This window comes from Longimycelium tulufanense (genome assembly GCF_014645795.1).
GTDB lineage: Bacteria > Actinomycetota > Actinomycetes > Mycobacteriales > Pseudonocardiaceae > Longimycelium > Longimycelium tulufanense.
Genome location: NZ_BMMK01000001.1, coordinates 110,345 through 129,953 on the forward strand (window position 1 = coordinate 110,345; position 19,609 = coordinate 129,953).

At 67.4% G+C, this 19,609-nt stretch carries 15 protein-coding genes; 11 read left to right on the top strand and 4 right to left on the bottom strand.

What is annotated here, in order from left to right; translation table 11 throughout:
- The first annotated feature begins 349 nt into the window (after positions 1-349).
- From IEY55_RS00480 to IEY55_RS00510, 7 genes are all read left to right on the top strand, one after another.
- Positions 350-979, top strand: a complete 630-nt coding sequence (locus tag IEY55_RS00480; RefSeq protein WP_189052795.1) for an NAD(P)H-dependent oxidoreductase — start codon at positions 350-352, stop codon at positions 977-979.
- A 123-nt stretch (positions 980-1,102) separates the two neighbouring features.
- Positions 1,103-2,275, top strand: coding sequence for a 3-deoxy-7-phosphoheptulonate synthase (locus IEY55_RS00485; RefSeq protein ID WP_189052796.1), 1,173 nt, complete (start codon positions 1,103-1,105; stop codon positions 2,273-2,275).
- A 32-nt stretch (positions 2,276-2,307) separates the two neighbouring features.
- Positions 2,308-3,093, top strand: coding sequence for a 2,3-dihydro-2,3-dihydroxybenzoate dehydrogenase (locus IEY55_RS00490; protein ID WP_229685798.1), 786 nt, complete (start codon positions 2,308-2,310; stop codon positions 3,091-3,093).
- Positions 3,094-3,132: 39 nt separating this feature from the next.
- Complete coding sequence (locus tag IEY55_RS00495; protein ID WP_189052797.1) at positions 3,133-3,819, top strand: isochorismatase family protein; 687 nt, start codon at positions 3,133-3,135, stop codon at positions 3,817-3,819.
- A complete protein-coding gene (locus IEY55_RS00500; RefSeq protein ID WP_189052798.1) occupies positions 3,816-5,735 on the top strand; it encodes an anthranilate synthase family protein in 1,920 nt (639 codons plus the stop codon). The genes IEY55_RS00495 and IEY55_RS00500 overlap by 4 nt, the downstream gene beginning before the upstream one ends.
- Positions 5,736-5,857: 122 nt before the next feature.
- Entirely contained in the window at positions 5,858-7,432 is a 1,575-nt protein-coding gene (locus IEY55_RS00505; protein WP_189052799.1) for a class I adenylate-forming enzyme family protein, read from the top strand.
- Positions 7,433-7,492: 60 nt separating this feature from the next.
- Entirely contained in the window at positions 7,493-9,133 is a 1,641-nt protein-coding gene (locus IEY55_RS00510; protein WP_189052800.1) for an FAD-dependent monooxygenase, read from the top strand.
- Here IEY55_RS00510 and pdxR read toward each other — a convergent pair.
- On the bottom strand, positions 9,130-10,545 hold the full coding sequence (gene pdxR / locus IEY55_RS00515) for a MocR-like pyridoxine biosynthesis transcription factor PdxR (RefSeq protein ID WP_229685800.1): 1,416 nt from the start codon (positions 10,543-10,545) through the stop codon (positions 9,130-9,132). The genes IEY55_RS00510 and pdxR overlap by 4 nt on opposite strands.
- Before the next feature lie 47 nt (positions 10,546-10,592).
- Between pdxR and IEY55_RS00520 the strand changes: the two genes are divergently transcribed.
- From IEY55_RS00520 to IEY55_RS00535, 4 genes are all read left to right on the top strand, one after another.
- Positions 10,593-11,036, top strand: coding sequence for a carboxymuconolactone decarboxylase family protein (locus IEY55_RS00520; RefSeq protein WP_229685802.1), 444 nt, complete (start codon positions 10,593-10,595; stop codon positions 11,034-11,036).
- A 266-nt stretch (positions 11,037-11,302) separates the two neighbouring features.
- The gene (locus IEY55_RS00525) at positions 11,303-12,526 is read left to right on the top strand and encodes an MFS transporter (RefSeq protein ID WP_229685804.1); all 1,224 of its coding nucleotides are present in this window, start codon (positions 11,303-11,305) and stop codon (positions 12,524-12,526) included.
- Positions 12,527-12,597: 71 nt separating this feature from the next.
- A complete protein-coding gene (locus tag IEY55_RS00530) occupies positions 12,598-14,172 on the top strand; it encodes an FAD-binding oxidoreductase (RefSeq protein ID WP_189052802.1) in 1,575 nt (524 codons plus the stop codon).
- Positions 14,173-14,221: 49 nt separating this feature from the next.
- Complete coding sequence (locus IEY55_RS00535; protein WP_189052803.1) at positions 14,222-14,932, top strand: DsbA family oxidoreductase; 711 nt, start codon at positions 14,222-14,224, stop codon at positions 14,930-14,932.
- 4 nt (positions 14,933-14,936) lie between these two features.
- Here the strand turns inward: IEY55_RS00535 and IEY55_RS00540 are convergent, their stop codons facing one another.
- Genes IEY55_RS00540 through IEY55_RS00550 form a run of 3 tightly spaced genes read right to left on the bottom strand, consistent with a single transcriptional unit; the run spans position 14,937 to position 19,608 of the window.
- The gene (locus IEY55_RS00540; protein ID WP_189052804.1) at positions 14,937-16,151 is read right to left on the bottom strand and encodes an NAD(P)/FAD-dependent oxidoreductase; all 1,215 of its coding nucleotides are present in this window, start codon (positions 16,149-16,151) and stop codon (positions 14,937-14,939) included.
- A complete protein-coding gene (locus tag IEY55_RS00545; RefSeq protein WP_229685806.1) occupies positions 16,148-17,548 on the bottom strand; it encodes an FAD-dependent oxidoreductase in 1,401 nt (466 codons plus the stop codon). The genes IEY55_RS00540 and IEY55_RS00545 overlap by 4 nt, the downstream gene beginning before the upstream one ends.
- Positions 17,545-19,608 (bottom strand): molybdopterin oxidoreductase family protein, encoded by a 2,064-nt coding sequence (locus tag IEY55_RS00550; RefSeq protein ID WP_189053294.1) that lies wholly within the window; start codon positions 19,606-19,608, stop codon positions 17,545-17,547. The genes IEY55_RS00545 and IEY55_RS00550 overlap by 4 nt, the downstream gene beginning before the upstream one ends.
- Position 19,609: the final 1 nt, after the last annotated feature.

Consider the following 19,609-nt stretch of genomic DNA (forward strand, 5'->3'; position numbering starts at 1 on the left):
CCCCCCAACGCCAGTTCTTCTCGCCACGCCGCAATATTGGCCGCGCTCGACCGACGCTACCTCGATCGAGCGCGGCCATCTCATCCCAATCACGCGTGACGACAAAGGGTTCTCGTCCAGCCCGTGATCAGTTATCGGCCAGCCGCTCCCCTCCGATGTGTCGGGGTGGCCCGGCAGGAGAAGGTCGACCTGATGGATTTCGGGGTCACCTGACGAACTGCGGAACCGACCGTTGTGAGCGCTCTCCGGACGACGACAGGATTGGGATGTCCAACCTTCGTCGACAATTTGACAGTACGCCCGCCTGATCGACTTGTCCCGCTCGTCCGCCGAGGGAGCCCGAACGGCCATGATCAACGTTGCCGTCATCTACTACTCGTCCACCGGAAACCTGTACAAGCTCGCTGCGGCCGCAGCCGATGCCGCAGAGGAGGCGCGCGCACAGGTGCGGCTGCGCAAGGCGCCGGAGCTGTCCGCCGAGTCGATCGTGCCGGACAACCCCGGGTGGACCGAGGCATGGGCGGAGCACGCCGCGGTGACCCGGGACATCCCCGACGCCACGCTGGACGACCTCGAGTGGGCCGATGCCGTGCTGTGGGGAACGCCGGGCAGGTATGGCTTGCCCGCCGGTCCCCTCAAGCAGTTCATCGACCTGACCCTGCCGCTGCACAGCAGGCGGGGGCTGGTCAACAAGGTGATGTCCTCCTTCACCTCCACGGCCACGCTACACGGCGGGCAGGAAAGCACGATCCTCGCGTTGAACAACGCCTTCTACCACTGGGGTTCGATCATTGTTCCGCCCGGGGTCGCCGATCCCATCCAGCTCGCACCCACCAATGGCAACCCATACGGCGTGAGCGCCGTCTCGCGAAACAAGCCGGCGAACGTCGACGAGGACAATCTCGCCGCCATCAGATACCAGGCGCGGCGCACCGTGGAGATCACCAGCGCGCTTGTTCGCGGTCTCAGTGCCGCGTGACACAGGCGATTCGGTTGGGGCGGCGGCAAGAAGTATCGGAATGACAGACGACAACGCCTCCCGGTGTCCACCGCGGCCTCGCGGTCCGCTGGGCCCATTGCTCGTTCGATTGGAGACTTCTCGGTGGACAACGCACTGCTCGACACACGAGCAAGACCGGCTCACCAGCAACCAGTGTGGGGCGACGAGGCCCAGGTTCGGCGCGTGCGGCGGGAGCTGGCGGCCCAACCCGCGCTGGTCCGGGCAGAGGACGTGCAAACGCTACGTGCCGTCCTGACCCGTGTCGCGGTTGGGGAAGCCCATGTCGTGCAGGCCGGGGACTGTGCGGAGGACCCTGCCGAGTCCGACGCGGACTACGTGGCCCGCAAGGTGGGGCTGTTGGACGTCCTCGCCGGCACCCTCAAGATGAACGCGCGTAAGCCCGTGGTACGCGTGGGACGTATCGCCGGACAGCTCGCCAAACCTCGTTCCCGGCCCACGGAAGTCGTTGGCGGTGTCGAACTTCCTGTCTACCGCGGGCACATGGTGAACAGCCCGGAGCCGGACCCCGAGGGCCGGCGCCCGGATCCACTGCGGCTGCTGAGCTGCTACCAGGCGGCCAGCACGGTCATGGACCACCTCGGCTGGCGTGGTCCCGCGCGCCGCGCCGGCATTGACCCACCAGTGTGGACCAGCCACGAGGCGTTGCTGCTCGACTACGAGGTCCCGATGCTCCGCAGGGACTCCGCCGGGCGGCTGGTGCTCACCTCGACCCACTGGCCCTGGGTCGGCGAGCGAACCCGTCAGGTAGAGGGCGCGCACGTCGCGTTGCTCGCCGAGGTCGTGAACCCAGTGGCCTGCAAGGTCGGCCCGAGTATCACCGTCGACGAGTTGTTGGCATTGTGCGAACGCCTCGACCCACGGCGTGAGACGGGTCGGCTCAGCCTTATCGCACGGATGGGCGCGGACCTGGTCGCGGACAAGCTCCCCCCGCTTGTTTCGGCCGCACGCACAGCTGGGCACCCGGTCATCTGGCTGTGTGATCCCATGCACGGCAACACCGTCGTCACCTCGGACGGGCTCAAGACCCGGTACCTGGAGGCGATTCTGCGCGAGGTCCGGGACTTCCAGGACGCGGTGCGGGCCGCGGGTGGCGTCTGCGGTGGCCTCCACCTGGAGACGACCCCCGATGACGTCACCGAATGCGTGGTGGGCGCGAGCCGTGTCGACCAGGTCGGCGACAAGTACACGAGCTTCTGCGACCCGCGGCTCAACCCGGAACAGGCCGTCGCCGTGGCCTCCGCATGGTCCGGATGACCACGCGAGGCGGCGGCGCCACTGGAGGATGGATGCCAAGCAAGGATATGGAGAACAAGGTCGCGCTCGTCACCGGGGCGGCGGGCGGCATCGGTGCCGCCGTGGCCCGGAAGCTCGGCGAGCGCGGTGCGGTGGTTGCGGCGGTGGACCTGGATGCCGTTCGACTTCGGGAAATCGTCGAAAAGCTGGCCGCGGACGGGATTCGCGTGAAGGCGTTTCCCGCGGATGTCACCAGGGCTTCGGAGACGGAATCCGTTGTTGACGAGGTCGAACGTCAGCTCGGGCCGATGGAGTTCCTGGTCAACGGCGCGGGTGTGTTACGGCTCGGCGAAGTCCGCTCCCTGAGCGAGGAGGACTGGGCGACCACCTTCGCGGTCAACGCGAACGGCGTCTTCCTCATGTCGCGCGCCGTGGCCAGCCGAATGATCCCGCGCTCGCGAGGCGCAATCGTCACCGTGGCGTCCAATGCCGCTGGAACCGCCCGCATCGAGATGGCTGCATATGCCGCGTCCAAGGCGGCCGCGACGATGTTCACCAAGTGTCTCGGTCTGGAGGTCGCGAAGCACGGGATCCGATGCAACGTCGTCGCTCCCGGCTCGACGGACACCCCGATGCTCAGGTCGATGTGGCACGACGAAACCGCCGCGAAGGGAACCGTCGAGGGCCGGCTGGCGGCGTACCGGGTGGGAATTCCACTGCGGAAGCTCGCCAGTCCTTCGGACGTGGCCAGCGCCGTCACGTTCCTTCTCTCCGACGATGCAGGGCACATCACCATGCACGACCTCACCGTCGATGGCGGGGCGACCCTCGGCGTGTAGCGAACTCGCCCCTGCGACCCAGACCTGGAGAGGATGGTCATGGCTGGCATTCCTGCCATCGCGCCGTATCCGATGCCAACAGTGGACGACCTGCCGAACAACGTCGCCAGCTGGACCGTCCACGCGGACCGCGCCGTGCTGCTCATCCACGACATGCAGCGCTACTTCCTGAAGCCGTTCCCCGCAACCGAAAGTCCGCGCGAGCTACTCGTGCGGAACATCGCCCGGCTGCGCCAACGCTGCCACGAGCTCGGAGTTCCCGTGGCCTACACGGCACAGCCAGGTGGAATGACGACCGAACAGCGGGGGCTGCTCAAGGACTTCTGGGGACCGGGTATGCGGGTCGACCCCACCGATCGGCAGGTCGTGAGACCACTGGACCCCACGTCGAATGACTGGCAGTTCACCAAGTGGCGGTACAGCGCGTTCTTCCGATCGGACCTGCTGGACCACATGCGGTCGCACGGCCGGGACCAGCTCATGGTCTGCGGCGTGTACGCGCATGTCGGTGTCCTGATGACGGCTGTTGACGCATTTACCAACGATATCCAGCCGTTCCTTGTTGCCGACGCTGTCGCCGACTTTTCCGAGGACTACCACCGACTGGCGATGGAGTACGCGGCGCAACGCTGCGCGTTCGTCGCCACGGCCGACCACATGCTCGCCCATCTCGGGGAGTTCGCCACCGAGACCGTCGGACACAGCATTCGCGAGGCGGCGTTATGAGTGAGAAGACGACAACAGACCTGCTCGACCGGGTGCTCACGGCACGGCCGCCCGCGTTCGCGCTCCTGCATCGCCCGGAGACGACGGGTCCGGGAGCACTGGACGTCCTGCTCGGCGAGGTCCACACACCCGAGACGCTGGCGGGGATTCCCCTCACGGACGGGGAGCCGCTCGGACCGGCTCGGCATGAAGTTCTGGTGGTCGTGCCGTACCGGCAGATCGGCGAGCGTGGTTTCGCGTGCGCCGATGATGGTGAGCCGTTGATCGCGATGACTGTCACCGACCAGGCAGTCGTGCCGGTTGCGGAGGCCATGCGAAGGCTTCCGGATGTGCCCATCGAACTGGCGAACCGCCACTTCGACGTCGACGACGACACCTATGCCGATGCGGTTCAACGGGTCATCACCGAGGAGATCGGGCAGGGGGAAGGCGCCAACTTCGTCATCAAGCGTTCCTTTGTGGCTGACATCACCGGATACACGCCGCGCGCCGCCCTAACGTTCTTTTGCCGACTGTTACAGCAGGAGTCTGGCGCGTACTGGACCTTTGTCGTCCACACCGGAGCACGCACGTTCGTGGGTGCCACGCCGGAGCGACATCTGAGCCTGCGCGGGGGAATCGCGGTGATGAACCCGATCAGTGGCACCTATCGGTACCCGCCGTCAGGGCCCAACCTCCCCGAGCTGATGGAGTTCCTCGCTGACCGCAAGGAGGCCGACGAGCTCTACATGGTCGTCGATGAGGAGCTCAAGATGATGGCCCGGATCTGCGACACCGGTGGTCGCGTGGTGGGCCCGAGCCTGAAGGAGATGACCCGGGTCGCCCACACCGAGTACTTCATCGAAGGTCACACCAGCCGCGACCCACGGGAGATCCTCCACGAAACGATGTTCGCGCCTACGGTGACCGGTAGCCCACTGGAGAGCGCGTGCCGTGTCGTCGACCGCTACGAGCCCGAGGGACGGGGCTACTACAGCGGGATCATCGCGCTGATCGGCCGCGACGAACATGGCGGGCGCAGCCTCGACTCGTCCATCCTCATCCGTACCGCCGACATCGACAGTGGCGGCCGGGTGCGCATCGGGGTCGGCGCCACGCTGGTCCGGCATTCCGACCCGGCGTCCGAGGCCGCCGAGACCAAGGCGAAGGCCGCCGGACTGATCTCGGCCCTGGAGTCCGCCGGACCGATGCGTTTCGCGGCACTCCCGCAGGTCCGGGCCGCCCTGGCCCGCCGCAACCGGACCATCGCCGACTTCTGGCTGGCCGAGGACACCGCGCGGGAGCGTCGGGATCCCTTCCTCTCCGGCCGCAGCGTGCTGGTCGTCGACGCCGAGGACACCTTCACCTCGATGATCGACCACCAGCTGCGTTCCATGGGACTCGTGGTCACGGTGCGCAGGTTTGATGAACCGTACGCACTCGACGGGTACGACCTCGTCGTCATGGGGCCCGGACCGGGCGACCCGCGCGCGGTCGGTCACCCCAAGATCGAACACCTGCGGTCGGCGGTGCGGACCCTGCTCGACGAGCAACGGCCGTTCCTGGCGGTGTGCCTCAGCCACCAGGTGTTGAGCTTGGCGCTCGGCCTCGACGTTCTCCGCAGGGCGGTGCCGAACCAGGGCGTTCAACGGGAGATCAATCTGTTCGGCGCTACCGAGCGGGTGGGCTTCTACAACACGTTCGCGGCGCACAGCACCGAGGACGAGATCGCCCGGAAGGGCGTGGGCGTGGTGGAGGTGAGCCGTGACGTGGAAACAGGTGAGGTGTACGCGTTGCGTGGCCCGACTTTCGCCTCCGTGCAGTTCCACGCCGAGTCGTTGCTCACCCGGGACGGCGTGCGAATCGTCGGCAACCTGCTGACCGGGGTGCTCCTCCCACGGGCGCATGAGCAACAGCGCGTCGTCCACTTTGCCTGACCACTCCGAGAAATTCGATCTGACACACTTCCGGCCGACTGCTCGTCCACATCATTACCACCGTGCGAGCGTTTTCGTGACCGCGACATCCGGTGTCAGTTCCAGGTGAGGAGAAATCGCAGATGCTTCCGATCACCACCAGCCGGAAGGGCCTCTACATGGGAATGGTCGCGCAGCGTTCGGTCGCCGCGCACGCCGACACCCTGATTGCGCTCGACCACGATCTTGATCTGCTCCCCGAGGCCGGCCGACAGCTCACCTTCGCCGATTTCGCCGAGCACGTGGACGACATGGCGGGCCGCCTGTGGGCCGCGGGAGTCCGGCCAACAGAGCACGTTGCGATCTACAAGTCGCCCGGCCTCGACATCAACATCCTCTCCTGCGCGGTCGCCCGGATCGGAGCGGTACCCGTCCAGTTGTCCCCCGCCCTGGACGGCGACAGCGTAGTCGCATTGCTGCAGCGGCTCGACAAGCCATACCTGATCACGGACGGGAAGAAGCTCGGCGGACCATTGGCGGGAACGCCGTTGGACGAGGCCACCACCCGGGTCATCGGCGTGGCCGGCGGCGCACCCAACGCGTTGTCTCTGGCGGACCTCGCCGGGGCGCCGCGGCAGGAGCCCGTGCTGCTGGACCCCGACGAGCCCGCGCTCATGACGCATACCTCGGGTACGACGGGCCTGCCGAAGCTCGTGGTTCATTCTGCGCGAACGCTGCACGGGCGTTACCGGCCGCAGGCCAAGCTCTTCGACATGATCCAGGAGCGCGAGACCGTCGCGATCCACGTGTCCTACGTGCACTCTCGGATGCCGTTGGCGCTCGCTGTCCTGATGCCACGTGGCAATCCCATGGTCGTGATGAACGACTCGGCACCCGACAAGGTCGCCGAGCTGTTCCTCGCGACCAACCCGGGGTTCATCGAGTCGCACCCCAACTCGTTCCTGGAGTGGGAGGAGCTGGTCGACGACCCACGTAAGCCGTTGGCCGGTGTGAAGTACTTCAGTAGCACCTTTGACGCGATCCACCCGCGAACCATGCACCGGCTCCTGCACGCCTCGGAGCGGCATTCCCCGATTTTCTACCAGATCTATGGGCAGAGCGAGACCGGCCCGCTGGTCGGCCGGGGGTTCACCAGGGACACCGCGCTCACCGCGGACGGGCGCTGCCAGGGCTTCGCGTTCCCTGGCGACACCAAGTTCCGACTGGTGAGCAGGAACGGCAAGGAACCCTCCCGCGAGAACCCCGGCTACATCGAGGTTCAGGCCGCGGGCCGAGTACTGACGTACTACGGCGAGGACGAGCGGTTCCAGAAGCAGGTCAACGACGGATGGTGGCGCGGGATGGACGTCGGATACCGCACCGAGGAGGGCTGCCTGCACCTGCTCGACCGGGAGGTTGACGTCATCCCGACGATCGAGAGCACGTTGGACTTCGAGGATGTCGTGCTCGAACGTCTCGAAGAGCTGACCGAGCTCGTTCTCGTACCGGGGCCGGACCAGGAGCCGATCCCGGTTGTGTGCACCCGCCGGGACGTGCGGCTGGACCCCGAGCGGTGGAAGAAGGCGGTGGCCGACTTCCCGCCGGTGGCCGAGCCCGTTCAGATGACGCTGGCGGAGCTGCCGCGCACGGCGACCATGAAGGTCCAACGTATCGAGCTGGCCCGCCGGCTCCGCGAGCGGCTGGCTCCGGCGTCCTGAGACCGTTGCCGGTGCACCGGGGCCGCGCTGACGCCGAATAAGGACAAGGAGGGCAGGGACGTGGGGCGGGCAAGGACAAGCCGGACAGCGAAGCCAGTTGCGAAAGCCGCGGCCGCCCCCACGTCCGGCCGGGCGCGCACCGGCGGCACCGACTTCGACGTCCTCATCGTCGGGGCGGGGCCCACCGGTCTCCTCGCCGCATGCGAGCTGCTCCGGCGTCGGGTGCGGGTCCGCATCATCGACCGGGCGCTCGAGCCGATGCAAGCGCCGAAGGCGCTCTCGCTCTGGCCGCGCGCCCTCGACATCATGACGGACCTGGGTGTTGGCGATGCCATTCGGCAGGCTTCCGTCCGGATCAATGCATTCAGCTACTTTTCCAACCGTCGGTTGCTCGCCTCGTTCGGCTTCCCCCCTGACCTGGCCGCGAGGCAGCTTCCCCAACCTGAGACGGAACGCGTGCTCACCGAGCGACTGCATTCACTGGGTGGCAAGGTCGAGCGTGGCGTACGGTTGCTTTGCCTGGATGATCTGGACTTCTCCCCGGACATCGACGCCACCGACGGTGTGACGGCTGTACTGGAGTACGGGAACGGTTTGGTGGAACGGGCCCGGGCTCCGTTCGTGATCGGTGCAGATGGCGCGAGCAGCAGTGTTCGTGGCCAGCTGGGGGTCGGATTCCGGGGCACCACCTACGAGATGGCCTTCGCGCTGATCGACACCCGTATCAAGGGAAGCCTTCCCAGCGATGAGATCCGGTACTACCAGACTCCCGCGGGGACCCTGGTGGTCGTTCCCCAGCCCGACAGTGTGTTCCGGTTCCTCTCCGTCATGCCCGAAGGCGGGGAGATGAGCGTGCCAATGATGCAGTCCATCATCGACGAGCGAGGGCCACGCGGAGTGCGGATCACAAAGCCGGTGTGGAACACCGTTTTCCGGGTGCACGCACGCCACGCCACGGAGTTCCGACGCGGTCGGGTCTTCCTCATCGGCGACGCGGCACACGTCCACAGCCCGGCAGGCGGCCAGGGCATGAACAACGGTCTGCAGGATGCCCACAACCTGGCCTGGAAGCTGGCATCGGTGATCCATGGCCAGTCTCCGAGCTCACTGCTGCCGAGCTACGGCCCGGAACGGCTGGAAGCGACGAGGCGCATCGTCCGGGACACCGATCTCCAGACCCGCGCGTGGATGGCCAAGGGGCCCGCACAGATCTTCCTCCGGGACAACGCCTTCCGGCTGCTCGACCGCACCGGGGTGGTTTCGCGCTTCTACACCCCGGTTATGGCCGGAAGGCGGCTGTCCTACACGCCGGTCCGGGAAACACAACGACCCGGCGCCAGAACCCAGTGCTCACTCCGTCAGGTGTTACCGGGAGGCGTGCGGATCGGTACGGTCCTTCCACGCGGGCTCGCGGTGTCCCACGGGATCAGCGGCCCTGAAGCAGATCCACTCGGCTGGACCATCGTCGCGCTGGCGCCGCCAAATGGCTTCTCCTGGCGGAGGAAGATCAACGATCTCGCATCGCGGTGGTCGCGGGTGCGGGTCGTGACGCTGTCGCGTGACGTTGCCCGCGAGAACGCCTTCTGCGGCCGCCCGGGCTACTACCTCGTCCGCCCCGATGGGCATGTCGTGGCCCACGGCCACGAACGGGACCTGGACCGGCTGGAGACCGAGCTGGGTACGGTTCTGCTACCGGGCTAGGACTCCGCCGCGAGTGTCTGGCACAGAGCTTCCAACGCCCCGGCAAAGGCGTGGTCAGGTGGCGTTCCGTAGCTGACAACCAGGCCGTCGAGCGGGGCCATTGTGCTGTCGGGGTGGCGGTAAGGGCTCAGTCCCTCCAGAGCGATTCCCCGTGACATACCAGCTTGCACGACTGCCTGTTCGGTTCCCGGTGGGAGCTCGAGAACCGCGTGTAGTCCGGCCGCGATGCCGGTGACGCGGACGCGCGGTGCGTGTTCGCCGAGCCTTGTGACGAGCTGGTCCCGGCGGCGGCGGTACCGCAGACGCATCCGCCGGACGTGCCGGTCGTAGGAGCCGGAGTCGATGAAGTCGGCGAGGACCAACTGGTCCAGGGCACTCGCCCACCATTCCTGCCCGCCCTTCATCGCGAGAACCCCATCGACCAGATTCTCGGGAAGGACCATCCAGCCCAGGCGCAGGGCGGGGGAGAGACTCTTGCTCGTGGTGCCGAGGTAGACGACCCGGTCGGGGTCCAGCCCCTGCACCGCGCCCACCGGCTGGCGGTCGTAGCGGAACTCGCCGTCGTAGTCGTCCTCCAGAACGAGCCCTGAGGTGGCACGTGCCCAGTCGATGACAGCCGCTCGCCGCTCGGGGTGCAGCGGCCCACCGGTCGGGAACTGGTGGGCGGGGGTGAGCAGCACGGCGGTGGCGTCGGTCGACGCGAGCTCCTCGATCTCGGCACCGTGGTCGTCGAGCCGCAGGGGGACGGTGCGAACACCGTGGGCGGCAAGGATGTCCCGGTGAACGTACAGCCCGTACGACTCTACTCCGACTGTGCCATCGAGAGCTCTGCTGAGAAGGCCCAGGGCGTGAGCGCATCCGGAGCAGATGACAATACGATCGGGATCGGCACGCACACCTCGTGTGCGTGCGAGATAGCCAACGAGTGCGCGGCGCAATTCGAGGCGTCCCTGGGGGTCCCCTCGCCCGAACGCCTCGCTTGGCGCGGTGGTCAGGGCGCGGCGTGCCGAGGTGAGCCAGGCGGCCCGCGGGAACGCTGACGGGTCCGGTGTTCCGGGCATCAGGTCGTATTCGGGTTTCGCGGTGCGTACCGCCCTGGTCGGTTTCCGTTCAGCCGCGGGCCCCGTCAACGCGGCACGCTGGGCGACGCGGGTCCCTGCGCCCTGACGCGCCGTCAGCCAACCCTCGGCGACGAGTTCGGCATACGCTTCTGCGACCGTGTTCCGGGCCACACCGAGATCGGCGGCCAGCGAGCGGGAGGACGGCAACCGCGTGCCGGGCGCGAGGCGTCCCGTACGGACGGCGTCGCGCAACGCCCGCATGATCGCGTTGCGAACCCCGCCCCGGCCGTTGAGGTCGAGGTGGAGGTCGAGGCCGGACTCACCGGTCGCGTTGGCCCACGTTTCCGACACGGAAATGGACCATACTCCAGGACACTTCGGTTCATAGTGTGGTTGCCGTGACGACCCAACGGATGAACTTCACCACGGCGGCCCCCGCGGTCTTCAAGGCGATGATCACCCTGGACGCTGCGGCCAGGAAGGGCTTGGACCACACGCTCATCGAGCTCGTCCAGATCCGTGCGTCGCAGATCAACCGATGCACCTACTGCCTGGACATGCACACGACGGACGCCCGCAAGGCCGGGGAGCGCGAGGAGCGCATCTACCAGCTCAGTGCCTGGGAGGAGTCCGAGCTCTACACGGACAAGGAGAGGGCCGCCCTGGCCCTCACCGAGGCGGTCACCGTCCTGACCGACGGCTTCGTCCCCGACCACGTCTACGAGCGTGCCGCCAGGCACTTCGACGAGCCAGAGCTGGCCCAGCTCATCGCACTCATCCTCACCATCAACGCCTGGAACCGGATCGCGGTGACCACCCGCAAGACTCCGGGTACCGAATGACAACCTGACAAAGGGAAGACAATCGGCTGACAGAACTCGCCCCCGGCGTGTGAAGCTGTCCAGGTAACGACGGAAAGCCCGGTCGGGGCGTCCGCACGGAGTGCGGCGCGTCCTGGCCGGTACTCCGGTGCTTCCCGGATCCCTTTTCGACCAAAGGGATTCTTCGTTCTCGAGCGTCCCTCTTCGGGGAGATGGCGCCGACTGTCCGTGACCGCATGCGGCGCGAACCTCATTCGTGCCGGCACATTCGTAGTTTGGGTGACGTCGTGACCACACTCGATTCACCTGCTCCGTCCGATGGGATCCGCCGTTCGCCGTTGCGGGGCTGGCTCGCGGTCTTCGCGGTGACGTTGGGGATCTTCTCCCTGATGACCTCCGAACTGCTGCCGGTCGGCCTGCTGACGCCGGTGGGCTCCGCGCTGGACGTCTCCGACGGCACGGCAGGCCTGATGGTGACGGTCCCCGGCATCGTTGCCGCCTTCTCCGCACCCCTGGTCACCGTCGCGACCGGCAAGATAGACCGACGCCTGGTGCTGGGGGTGCTGATCGGCCTGGTGGGGGCGGCAAACCTGGCATCCGCGTTCGCGACGAACTTCGCCATCGTGCTGGTGGCCCGCTTCCTCGTCGGGATCAGCGTCGGCGGCTTCTGGTCGATTGCCGGGGGCATCGCCCTCCGGCTCGTGCCCGAGCACCAGGTGGCCAGGGCGACCGCGGTGATCTTCGGGGGCGTCGAGACCGCCTCCGTGCTCGGGGTGCCGACCGGAACGCTGCTCGGCGACCTCAGCGGGTGGCGGACCGCTTTCGGGGCGGTCGGCGTGCTGGGGCTGACCTCGTTGGTGTGCATGGTCCTGTTGATGCCGTCCCTACCGCCCCAGCGGACGATCACCCTGTCGGACCTGCCGAAGATCTTCCGCACCAACGCCGGGGTACGGATCGGCGTCGCCATCACGTTCCTGGTCATTACCGGCCACTTCCTGGCGTACACGTATGTGCGCCCGGTGCTGCAGGAGATCTCCGGCGTGGACACCAACCTGATCAGCTTGCTGCTACTGATCTTCGGTGTCGCCGGAATCTGCGGCAACTTCATCGCGGGGTGGATGGTGGCAAGAAACGTCCGAGCGACAGTGCTCGGCATCGCCGTCCTGCTCACCTCGTCGGTGGTGTTGCTCGCGCTCGCCGGCAAGGGCACCGCGGTGGCGATCGTCCTGCTCGTCCTGTGGGGCCTTGCCTACGGCGGGGTGCCGGTGAGCATGCAGACCTGGATTCTCAAGGCGGCGCCGGACGCGACCGAGGCGGCATCGTCGCTGTACGTCTCGATGTTCAACTGGTCCATCGCGCTCGGAGCACTGTTCGGTGGGTTCGCGGTCGACAGCATTGCCACCGCGAGCGTGCTGTGGATCGGGGGTGGCCTCGTCATCCTGACGGTCCTGGCGGTCGGTGCGACCAACCGGTCCGCACTTCCCGGCGAGCCCGCGGCAGCAGCCCACTAGATGCCGTACCCAGTCCTGCCCCTCGGGCCCGTCCCCCAGCGGGCTCGAGGGGTAACCCAGAAAGGTTGAGCATGACCGAGTCCACCATCCGCGGAACCACCACGAACAACGCGGTGCCCGTCGTCCGGGCCTTCCGGCTGGCCGAGGCGGGTCCGGACGACCCCCGCTACGAGGACCTCGCGGTACGGGGGCACAACCGGCGGTTCATGGCCCGGCCGGACGCCTTCCGTGTGGTGACGAGCACCGAACAGGTCGTCCAGGCCGTCAACGACGCCGTGCGGGAGGAGCGCCGCGTCGCGATTCGCAGCGGTGCCCACGGCTACGAGAACTTCGCCGGGGATCCTTCCGTCGAGGTTGTGATCGACCTTGCCGAGATGAACGCGGTCGACTTCGACCCCGAGCGCAACGCCTTCGTGATCGAGGCCGGTGCCCGGCTCGACGACGTCTACCAGCGGCTGTACTACGGCTGGGGTGTGACGATCCCCGCGGGCAACAGCGCAACCGTCGGCATCGGTGGTCACGTGCAGGGGGGCGGCTACGGATCGCTCTGCCGACGCCACGGCATCACTGTTGACCACCTTTACGCCGTCGAGGTCGTCGTCGTCGACGCGTCCGGACAGGCCCGCGCGGTTGTGGCGACCCGGGAGACCGACGACCCGAACCACGACCTGTGGTGGGCCCACACCGGGGGCGGTGGCGGCAACTTCGGCGTCGTCACCCGATACTGGTTCCGCTCCCCGTCGGCGACCGGGACGGATCCCACCGGCTTGCTGCCCCGTCCGCCGGCCAGCGTGCTGGCGGGCACGGTGCTCTTCCCTCGTCAGGGCCTGGACAAGGCCGGCTTCCGCACACTACTCGGAAACTTCGGACGCTGGCTGGAGCACAACAGCGGCCCGGAGTCCCCGTATCTCGATCTCTTCGGTGGCCTGGTACTGACGGGCCGCCCGCGCGAGGGTGACCCGGGCATGGTCGCCGTGGCCTTCGCCCACGTCGACGCGACCCGGCCCGACGCCGCGGAACTGCTCGAGCGTTACGTCCACGAGATCACCGCCGACCTGAGTACCCCTCCGGTCGTCCTCCCCACCGAAAGGATGCCCTGGCTGGTGTCCAAGCGAGCTCTCGCCGCCGCACAGGACGCGGAGGTGGGCCGGCAGAAGGTCAAGTCCTCCTACCAGCGGAGGCCGTTCACCGACCAGCAGGCCGACACCCTGTACGAGTACCTGAACAGCTCGGACCACACCAATGACAGCAGCCTGGTGGCGATCGAGTCCTTCGGCGGTCAGGCCAACGCGGTGGCCGCGGACGCCACCGCCGTGGCACAGCGCGACTCCATCATGAGGGTGTTCTTCATGAACACCTGGCAGAACCCAGAACAGGATGACACCAACCTCGACTGGATGCGCCGCCTCTATCGCGACCTGTACGCGGAGACGGGGGGCGTGCCGGCTCCTGGTGGCAACGCGGATGGCTGCTTCATCAACTTTGCTGACTTCGACATGGCTGACCCAGAATGGAATGCGTCCGGCGTCGCCTGGCATGACCTGTACTACAAGGGAAACTATGCGCGACTGCAGGCCGTAAAGACAAAGTGGGACCCGCTCAACGTGTTTCGTCACGCCCTGTCGGTCCGCCCTTCCGCGAAGTGACGCCCTGTGACGGCACAGCGAATTCAATCTGGGCTGGTAAGGAGCTACGTTGGCAACCCGTCATGACGAACCGACCGTGACCGTGTGGTCGGACATTGGTTGCCCATGGGCGGCCCTTGCCCTGCACACGCTGCACGTCGCGGCAGAGCGGCGAGGGCTGCCCCTCCTGGTCGACCACCGGGCGTTCCCACTGGAGCTGTTCAACCGCCAGTCCACCCCGAAGTTCATTGTGGATGCCGAGATTGTCGTGATCGCCGGCACCCTGCCGGAGCTTGGGTGGCAGCGGTGGCGGGGACCTGACTGGACCTATCCCGCCACCACGCTGCCCGCGTTGGAGGCGGTGCAGGCCGCCAAGGATCCGGCCATCGGCGGCCTTTGGGGAAGCGACGAGCTGGACGGCGCCTTGCGGCGGGCGTTCTACGTCGAGAGCAAGTGCATCAGCGTTCACCCGGTGATCCTTGACATCGCCGAGGAGTGCACGCACGTAGATGCTGGCGCGCTGGCGAAGGCCCTCGCACGGGGCGAGGGGCGTGCCGAGGTGTACGAGCAGTGGCGGACCTCCCAGGGTCCACCGATCCAGGGCAGCCCGCATCTGTTCGCCACGGGCGGCTATGCGGCACACAACCCGGGAGTGGAGTACAGGTGGTCCGCGCCACCACGGGTGGGGGGCTTTCCTAGGCTGGAGGAGTACAACCCGGTCTGGGCGGACGAGCTTCTCGACATCGTTCGTTCCCGGTCGGCTGACACGGATCGAAGCTGAACCTTCAGTTGGCGCCTCCGAACAGAAGCTGCTCCGGTGGCGCCGTCAGTTCGTGGCCGACGAGGGGACGCAACACGGGGTAGGCGCTGGCATCTCCAGCCAGCACACCGCCCAGCAGGACGCGTGCATCCGGGCTCAGCACGAGCTTTGCGTACGTGCTGTCGGTGTTGTCGACGTAGCTGATTTCCAGGACTCCTGCCGTCATGGCGTGCGCGTCGCCGAAGCTGGCCACGTCGACACCAAGCAGCTTGAGCTTGGTGGACACATCGGGTAAGGGGAGCGCGGCCCCACCGAACCCGAGTAACTGCTGGACAACGATCTCGGCCATGCGGTAGCCGGGCGCGGCCAGCCCGTAACAACGTCCGTTCACCGCGGCACATTCGCCCACCGCCCAGATGCGTTCGTCGCTGGTGCGGCATTGGTCGTCGACCAGGAAGCCACCGCGTTGGGCCCGACCGAGTCCGGCTGGGCCGGCGAGCTCGTCCCGTGGGCGGATCCCGGCGGAGAACACCACCAGCTCAGTGTCGAGAACGCTGCCGTCAGCCAGGGTCACACCACACACGCGACCGTCCGTGCCGGTGTCGACGGATCGGATCGCGGCGCCGCAGTGCAACCTGAGCCCGAGCTCGCCGACGAGCTTGGCGAGCACCCGCCCACCCCCGTCGTCGACCTGCAACGGCATCAACCGGGACGCCATCTCGACCACATGGGGACGCATTCCGAGCAGCCGAAGCGCATTGGCCGCCTCGAGGCCGAGCAGCCCGCCACCGATCACCACGCCCGGCCGGCCGGAGACCGCTGCGGCGCGGATCGCGTCCAGGTCGTCGATGGTGCGGTAGACGAAGCAGCCGGGTGCGTCGTGCCCCGGCACGGGTGGCACGAACGGGCGTGAGCCGGTGGCCAGCACGAGCGCGTCGTAGCCGAGATCGGTGCCGTCGGTAGTGGTTACCGTTTGGGAACCCCGGTCCACACTCGCAGCGACCGTACCCAGCCGCAGGTCGACCAACGGGTCACGGAGGAAGTCGTGGTCGACCAGGGTGAGGTCATGCGCGCTCTTCCCCGCCATATAGGAGGAGAGCGCCGTTCGGTCATAGGCGGGTCGGCTCTCCTCAGCCAGGACGACGATTCGCCAGGCGTCGGCGCGATCTTTGACACGCAGATCGGTCACGAGGCGATGGCCGACCATTCCGTGTCCGATGACGACAAGGGTGCCAGTCATGTTGCCCCGCTGGTTTCCGTTGTGGATGAGAGGGACCGGTAGATGCGCTCCACGGCACGTTGACAGCTGCCGCAGCCTGTCGTCGCTCTGGTGGTACGCACCAGATTGGTGAGCTCACGTGCCCCGTCCCGCCACGCGCAAGTCAGGGCTTTCTTGGTGACGTTGTTGCATACGCAGATCACCGCGTCGTCGGGCAGCTCGGCGTTGGACCAGTGATCCGCGCTGGTGCCAAGAAGCAACGCGAGACGGCTGGAGGGCACCGGTAGGCTACGGGAGACAAGCTGGCTGATCGATGCGATGGCCCGGGGGAGACCGACCAGTACGGCGTGAACAATCCGTTGGTCGCGCAGGATGAGCCGGGCATACCTGCCGCGGGCGGGGTCCGACAGGGTCACAGACTCCGTGGCGAGCCGGTCAGTGTTCTCGCCAGGGGAGCCGAAGGATGCGACGTCGATGCTGCTGGTCCTCAGCCGGACCACCAGCCGGGTGCCGACGTAGCGCGCGTTGTGGCCCGTGAGCAGTCTCGCAAGCTGCTCCGCCTGCTCCCAGGCGGGTGCGATATGTCCGGGCTTGGCGCCGCGATGCTCGGAGCAGTCGCCGATTGCGTAGATGTGCGGATCACTGGTGCGCAGGTGGTCGTCGATGAGAACACCGGTCCGTACCGCGAGACCTGCAGCGCGGGCCAGCTCGATATTCGGTCTGATACCGGTACACAGCAGCAGCGTGTCAGCATCCAACACGTGCCCGTCGTCAAGAGCCAGCTTTCCCGGCGCGTACTCGGCAGCCCGTGCGCCCGGAAACACCTTCACACCCACGTTCTCAAGGTGTACCAGGAGCAGCCGGCCGCTCGACTCATCGAGCAGGTCGTCCATCGCATACGGTCCGGGATGTACGAGGACCACATCTTGACCGCGGTGCCGAAGCGCCAGTGCAGTTTCCACGCCGAGGACCCCACCGCCCAGCACGATGGTGCGGCCGTCGGGGATGTCCTCGCAGTCCGACACGGTGCGGATGGCCCGCACTCCCTCGCTGAACCCACCATCACTACTGGTCAGGCCCGTGATCGCTGGAGCGTTGGGTCGTGCTCCGGTCGCAAGCACAAGCTGGTCATAGCGGTAAACCGTGCCGTCGTCTGTGTACACCGCTCTGCGTACCCGGTCGATGCGGGTAGCAGTAATGCCTAATCGGACTTGAACGTTCTCCGGAAGGCGGGGGAGGACGAGGTCGTCGGCGGACAATGTACAGGCGAGCACCGATGTCAGCAGGGCACGGTTGTATGCGGGCCGGGGCTCGGCGCCGAGCACAGTAATTGCGCCTTGGTGCCCGTGATGGCGCAGCTGGCCCGCGAGCCGATGCGCAGCAGGGCCGTTGCCGACGATCAGTGTGCCGTAGTTCACGGCGGATCCCCGTAAGGCTCAATCCGTACGGCGCAGACCTTGAACTCGGGCATACGGCTGAGCGGGTCGAGAGCGGGGTTGGTGACCAGGTTCGCCCGACCCGCTCCAGGAAAGTGGAACGGCAGGAACACCGTGTCCACCCGCATGGTCTGGACGATACGTACTCGCGCTACCGTGCTCTGCCGAGCAGAGCTGACCCTTGCCATCGCGCCATCGCGCAGCCCTGCTCGCTCAGCCGTGTCAGGATGCATCTCGACGAAGGGTTCTGGTTCGACCGCGTTGAGCTCGGCCACCCTACGCGTCTGCGCGCCGGACTGGTACTGCGCGAGCACTCGCCCGGTCGTGGCATAGAGCGGGAAGTCGGCGTCAGGTGTCTCGGCTGGTTCTCGGTGGTCCACTTCTGCGAAACGAGCGCGTCCGTCAGGATGCGCGAACCGGTCGAGGAACAGCCGTGGGGTACCCGGATGCGGTTGGTTTGACGCGGGACAGGGCCAATGGAGGACCTCACCCGCGTCGAGCCGCTCGTAGCTGATGCCGGAGTAGTCGGCCTTGCCCCCGCAGGAGGCACGACGCAGCTCCTCGAAGACATCACGCGGCGCGGTGGGGTAGCGGTGGGCCGGCTCGCCGAGCCGGGTCGCCAGCTCTCGCAGGACCTCGAGATCGCTCCGAACCCGGGGTGGCGGCGTGAGCAGCCGCCGGCGTCGCAGCACCCGTCCCTCGAGGTTGGTCATCGTGCCCTCTTCCTCCGCCCACTGCGTCACGGGTAGCACCACGTGCGCCATTCGGGCGGTCTCCGAAGGTACGAAGTCGGCTACCACCAACAGGTCCAGCGCGGCAAGGCGGTTGGTGACGTTACCGGCGTGCGGCGCCGAGACGGCGGGGTTCGAGCCGAACACCAGCAGGGCGCGCGGACCTGTTGCCGTGCCGAGTGCATCGAGCAGCTCATAGGCGCTGCGACCCGCACCCGGCAGCACACCCGGTAACACCCCCCAGACCTGCGCTACGTGCGCACGGGCGTCGGGGTCGGTGATGAGCCGGTAGCCCGGAAGCTGGTCGGCCTTCTGGCCATGCTCACGCCCGCCCTGACCGTTGCCCTGCCCGGTGAGGCATCCGTAGCCACGGTGCGGCCTACCCGGCAACCCGAGGGCGAGCGCGAGGTTGATGAATCCAGCCACCGTGTCCACACCCTTGCTGTGCTGTTCGGCGCCGCGGCCGGTGAGGACGTAGGGCCGTTGGGCCGCTCCCAGCATCCGCACCGCTTCGCGCTGAGCGATCACGGGGACGCCGGTGACCTGCTCCACGCGCTCCGGCCACCATGTCATTGCTCGCCGCCAGGCCGCGTCGAACCCGCGCGTGCGGCGGTGGATGTAGTCGTTGTCGCACCAGCCGTCAACGACGGCGATGTGCAGCAGGCCTAGGGCCAAGGCGAGGTCGGTGCCCGGGGCGGGCTGGAGGTGGAGCACGGCGCGCTCGGCGGTGCGGGTCCGGCGGGGATCGATGACGATCAGCTCCGCCCGGTCGAGATGACGCATCAGGGGTGGCATGGTCTCGGCCGGGTTGGCTCCGGCAAGCATGATCACGTCCGCCTGACCGAGGTCGGTGACCGGAAACGGCAGCCCGCGATCGACGCCGAGCGCTGCCGCCCCGGCGGCCGCGGCCGACGACATACAGAATCGGCCGTTGTAGTCGATCTGGCTGGTGCCCAGTGCCAGCCGGGCGAACTTGCCGAGCAGATAAGCCTTCTCGTTGGTCAGCCCGCCACCGCCGAACACGCCGAGGGCATCCGGACCGTCCTCGGTGCGGATGTGGTGCAGCCGACCGGCGACGGTGTCGAGCGCGGTGTCCCAGTCAACCGGAACAAGCTCGCCGTTCCTCCCCCGCACGAGGGGATCGAGTAGCCGGTCCGGGGTGTCCAGCAGTGCGGGTGCTGTCCAGCCCTTCTGGCACAGTCCGCCGTGGTTGACCGGGAAGTCCGTCGGGCGGACGGTCACCCGGCCGTTCTCCCGGCGCAACGCCGTCCCGCACTGCAGGGCGCAGTAGGGGCAGTGCGTCACCACCATC

Coding starts and splice junctions, on each gene's coding strand:
- IEY55_RS00550 (WP_189053294.1), bottom strand. CDS start 19,608: ATGGTGGTGACGCACTGCCCCTACTGCGCCCTGCAGTGCGGGACGGCG.
- IEY55_RS00530 (WP_189052802.1), top strand. CDS start 12,598: ATGACCGAGTCCACCATCCGCGGAACCACCACGAACAACGCGGTGCCC.
- IEY55_RS00540 (WP_189052804.1), bottom strand. CDS start 16,151: ATGACTGGCACCCTTGTCGTCATCGGACACGGAATGGTCGGCCATCGC.
- IEY55_RS00500 (WP_189052798.1), top strand. CDS start 3,816: ATGAGTGAGAAGACGACAACAGACCTGCTCGACCGGGTGCTCACGGCA.
- IEY55_RS00495 (WP_189052797.1), top strand. CDS start 3,133: ATGGCTGGCATTCCTGCCATCGCGCCGTATCCGATGCCAACAGTGGAC.
- IEY55_RS00480 (WP_189052795.1), top strand. CDS start 350: ATGATCAACGTTGCCGTCATCTACTACTCGTCCACCGGAAACCTGTAC.
- IEY55_RS00505 (WP_189052799.1), top strand. CDS start 5,858: ATGCTTCCGATCACCACCAGCCGGAAGGGCCTCTACATGGGAATGGTC.
- IEY55_RS00490 (WP_229685798.1), top strand. CDS start 2,308: ATGCCAAGCAAGGATATGGAGAACAAGGTCGCGCTCGTCACCGGGGCG.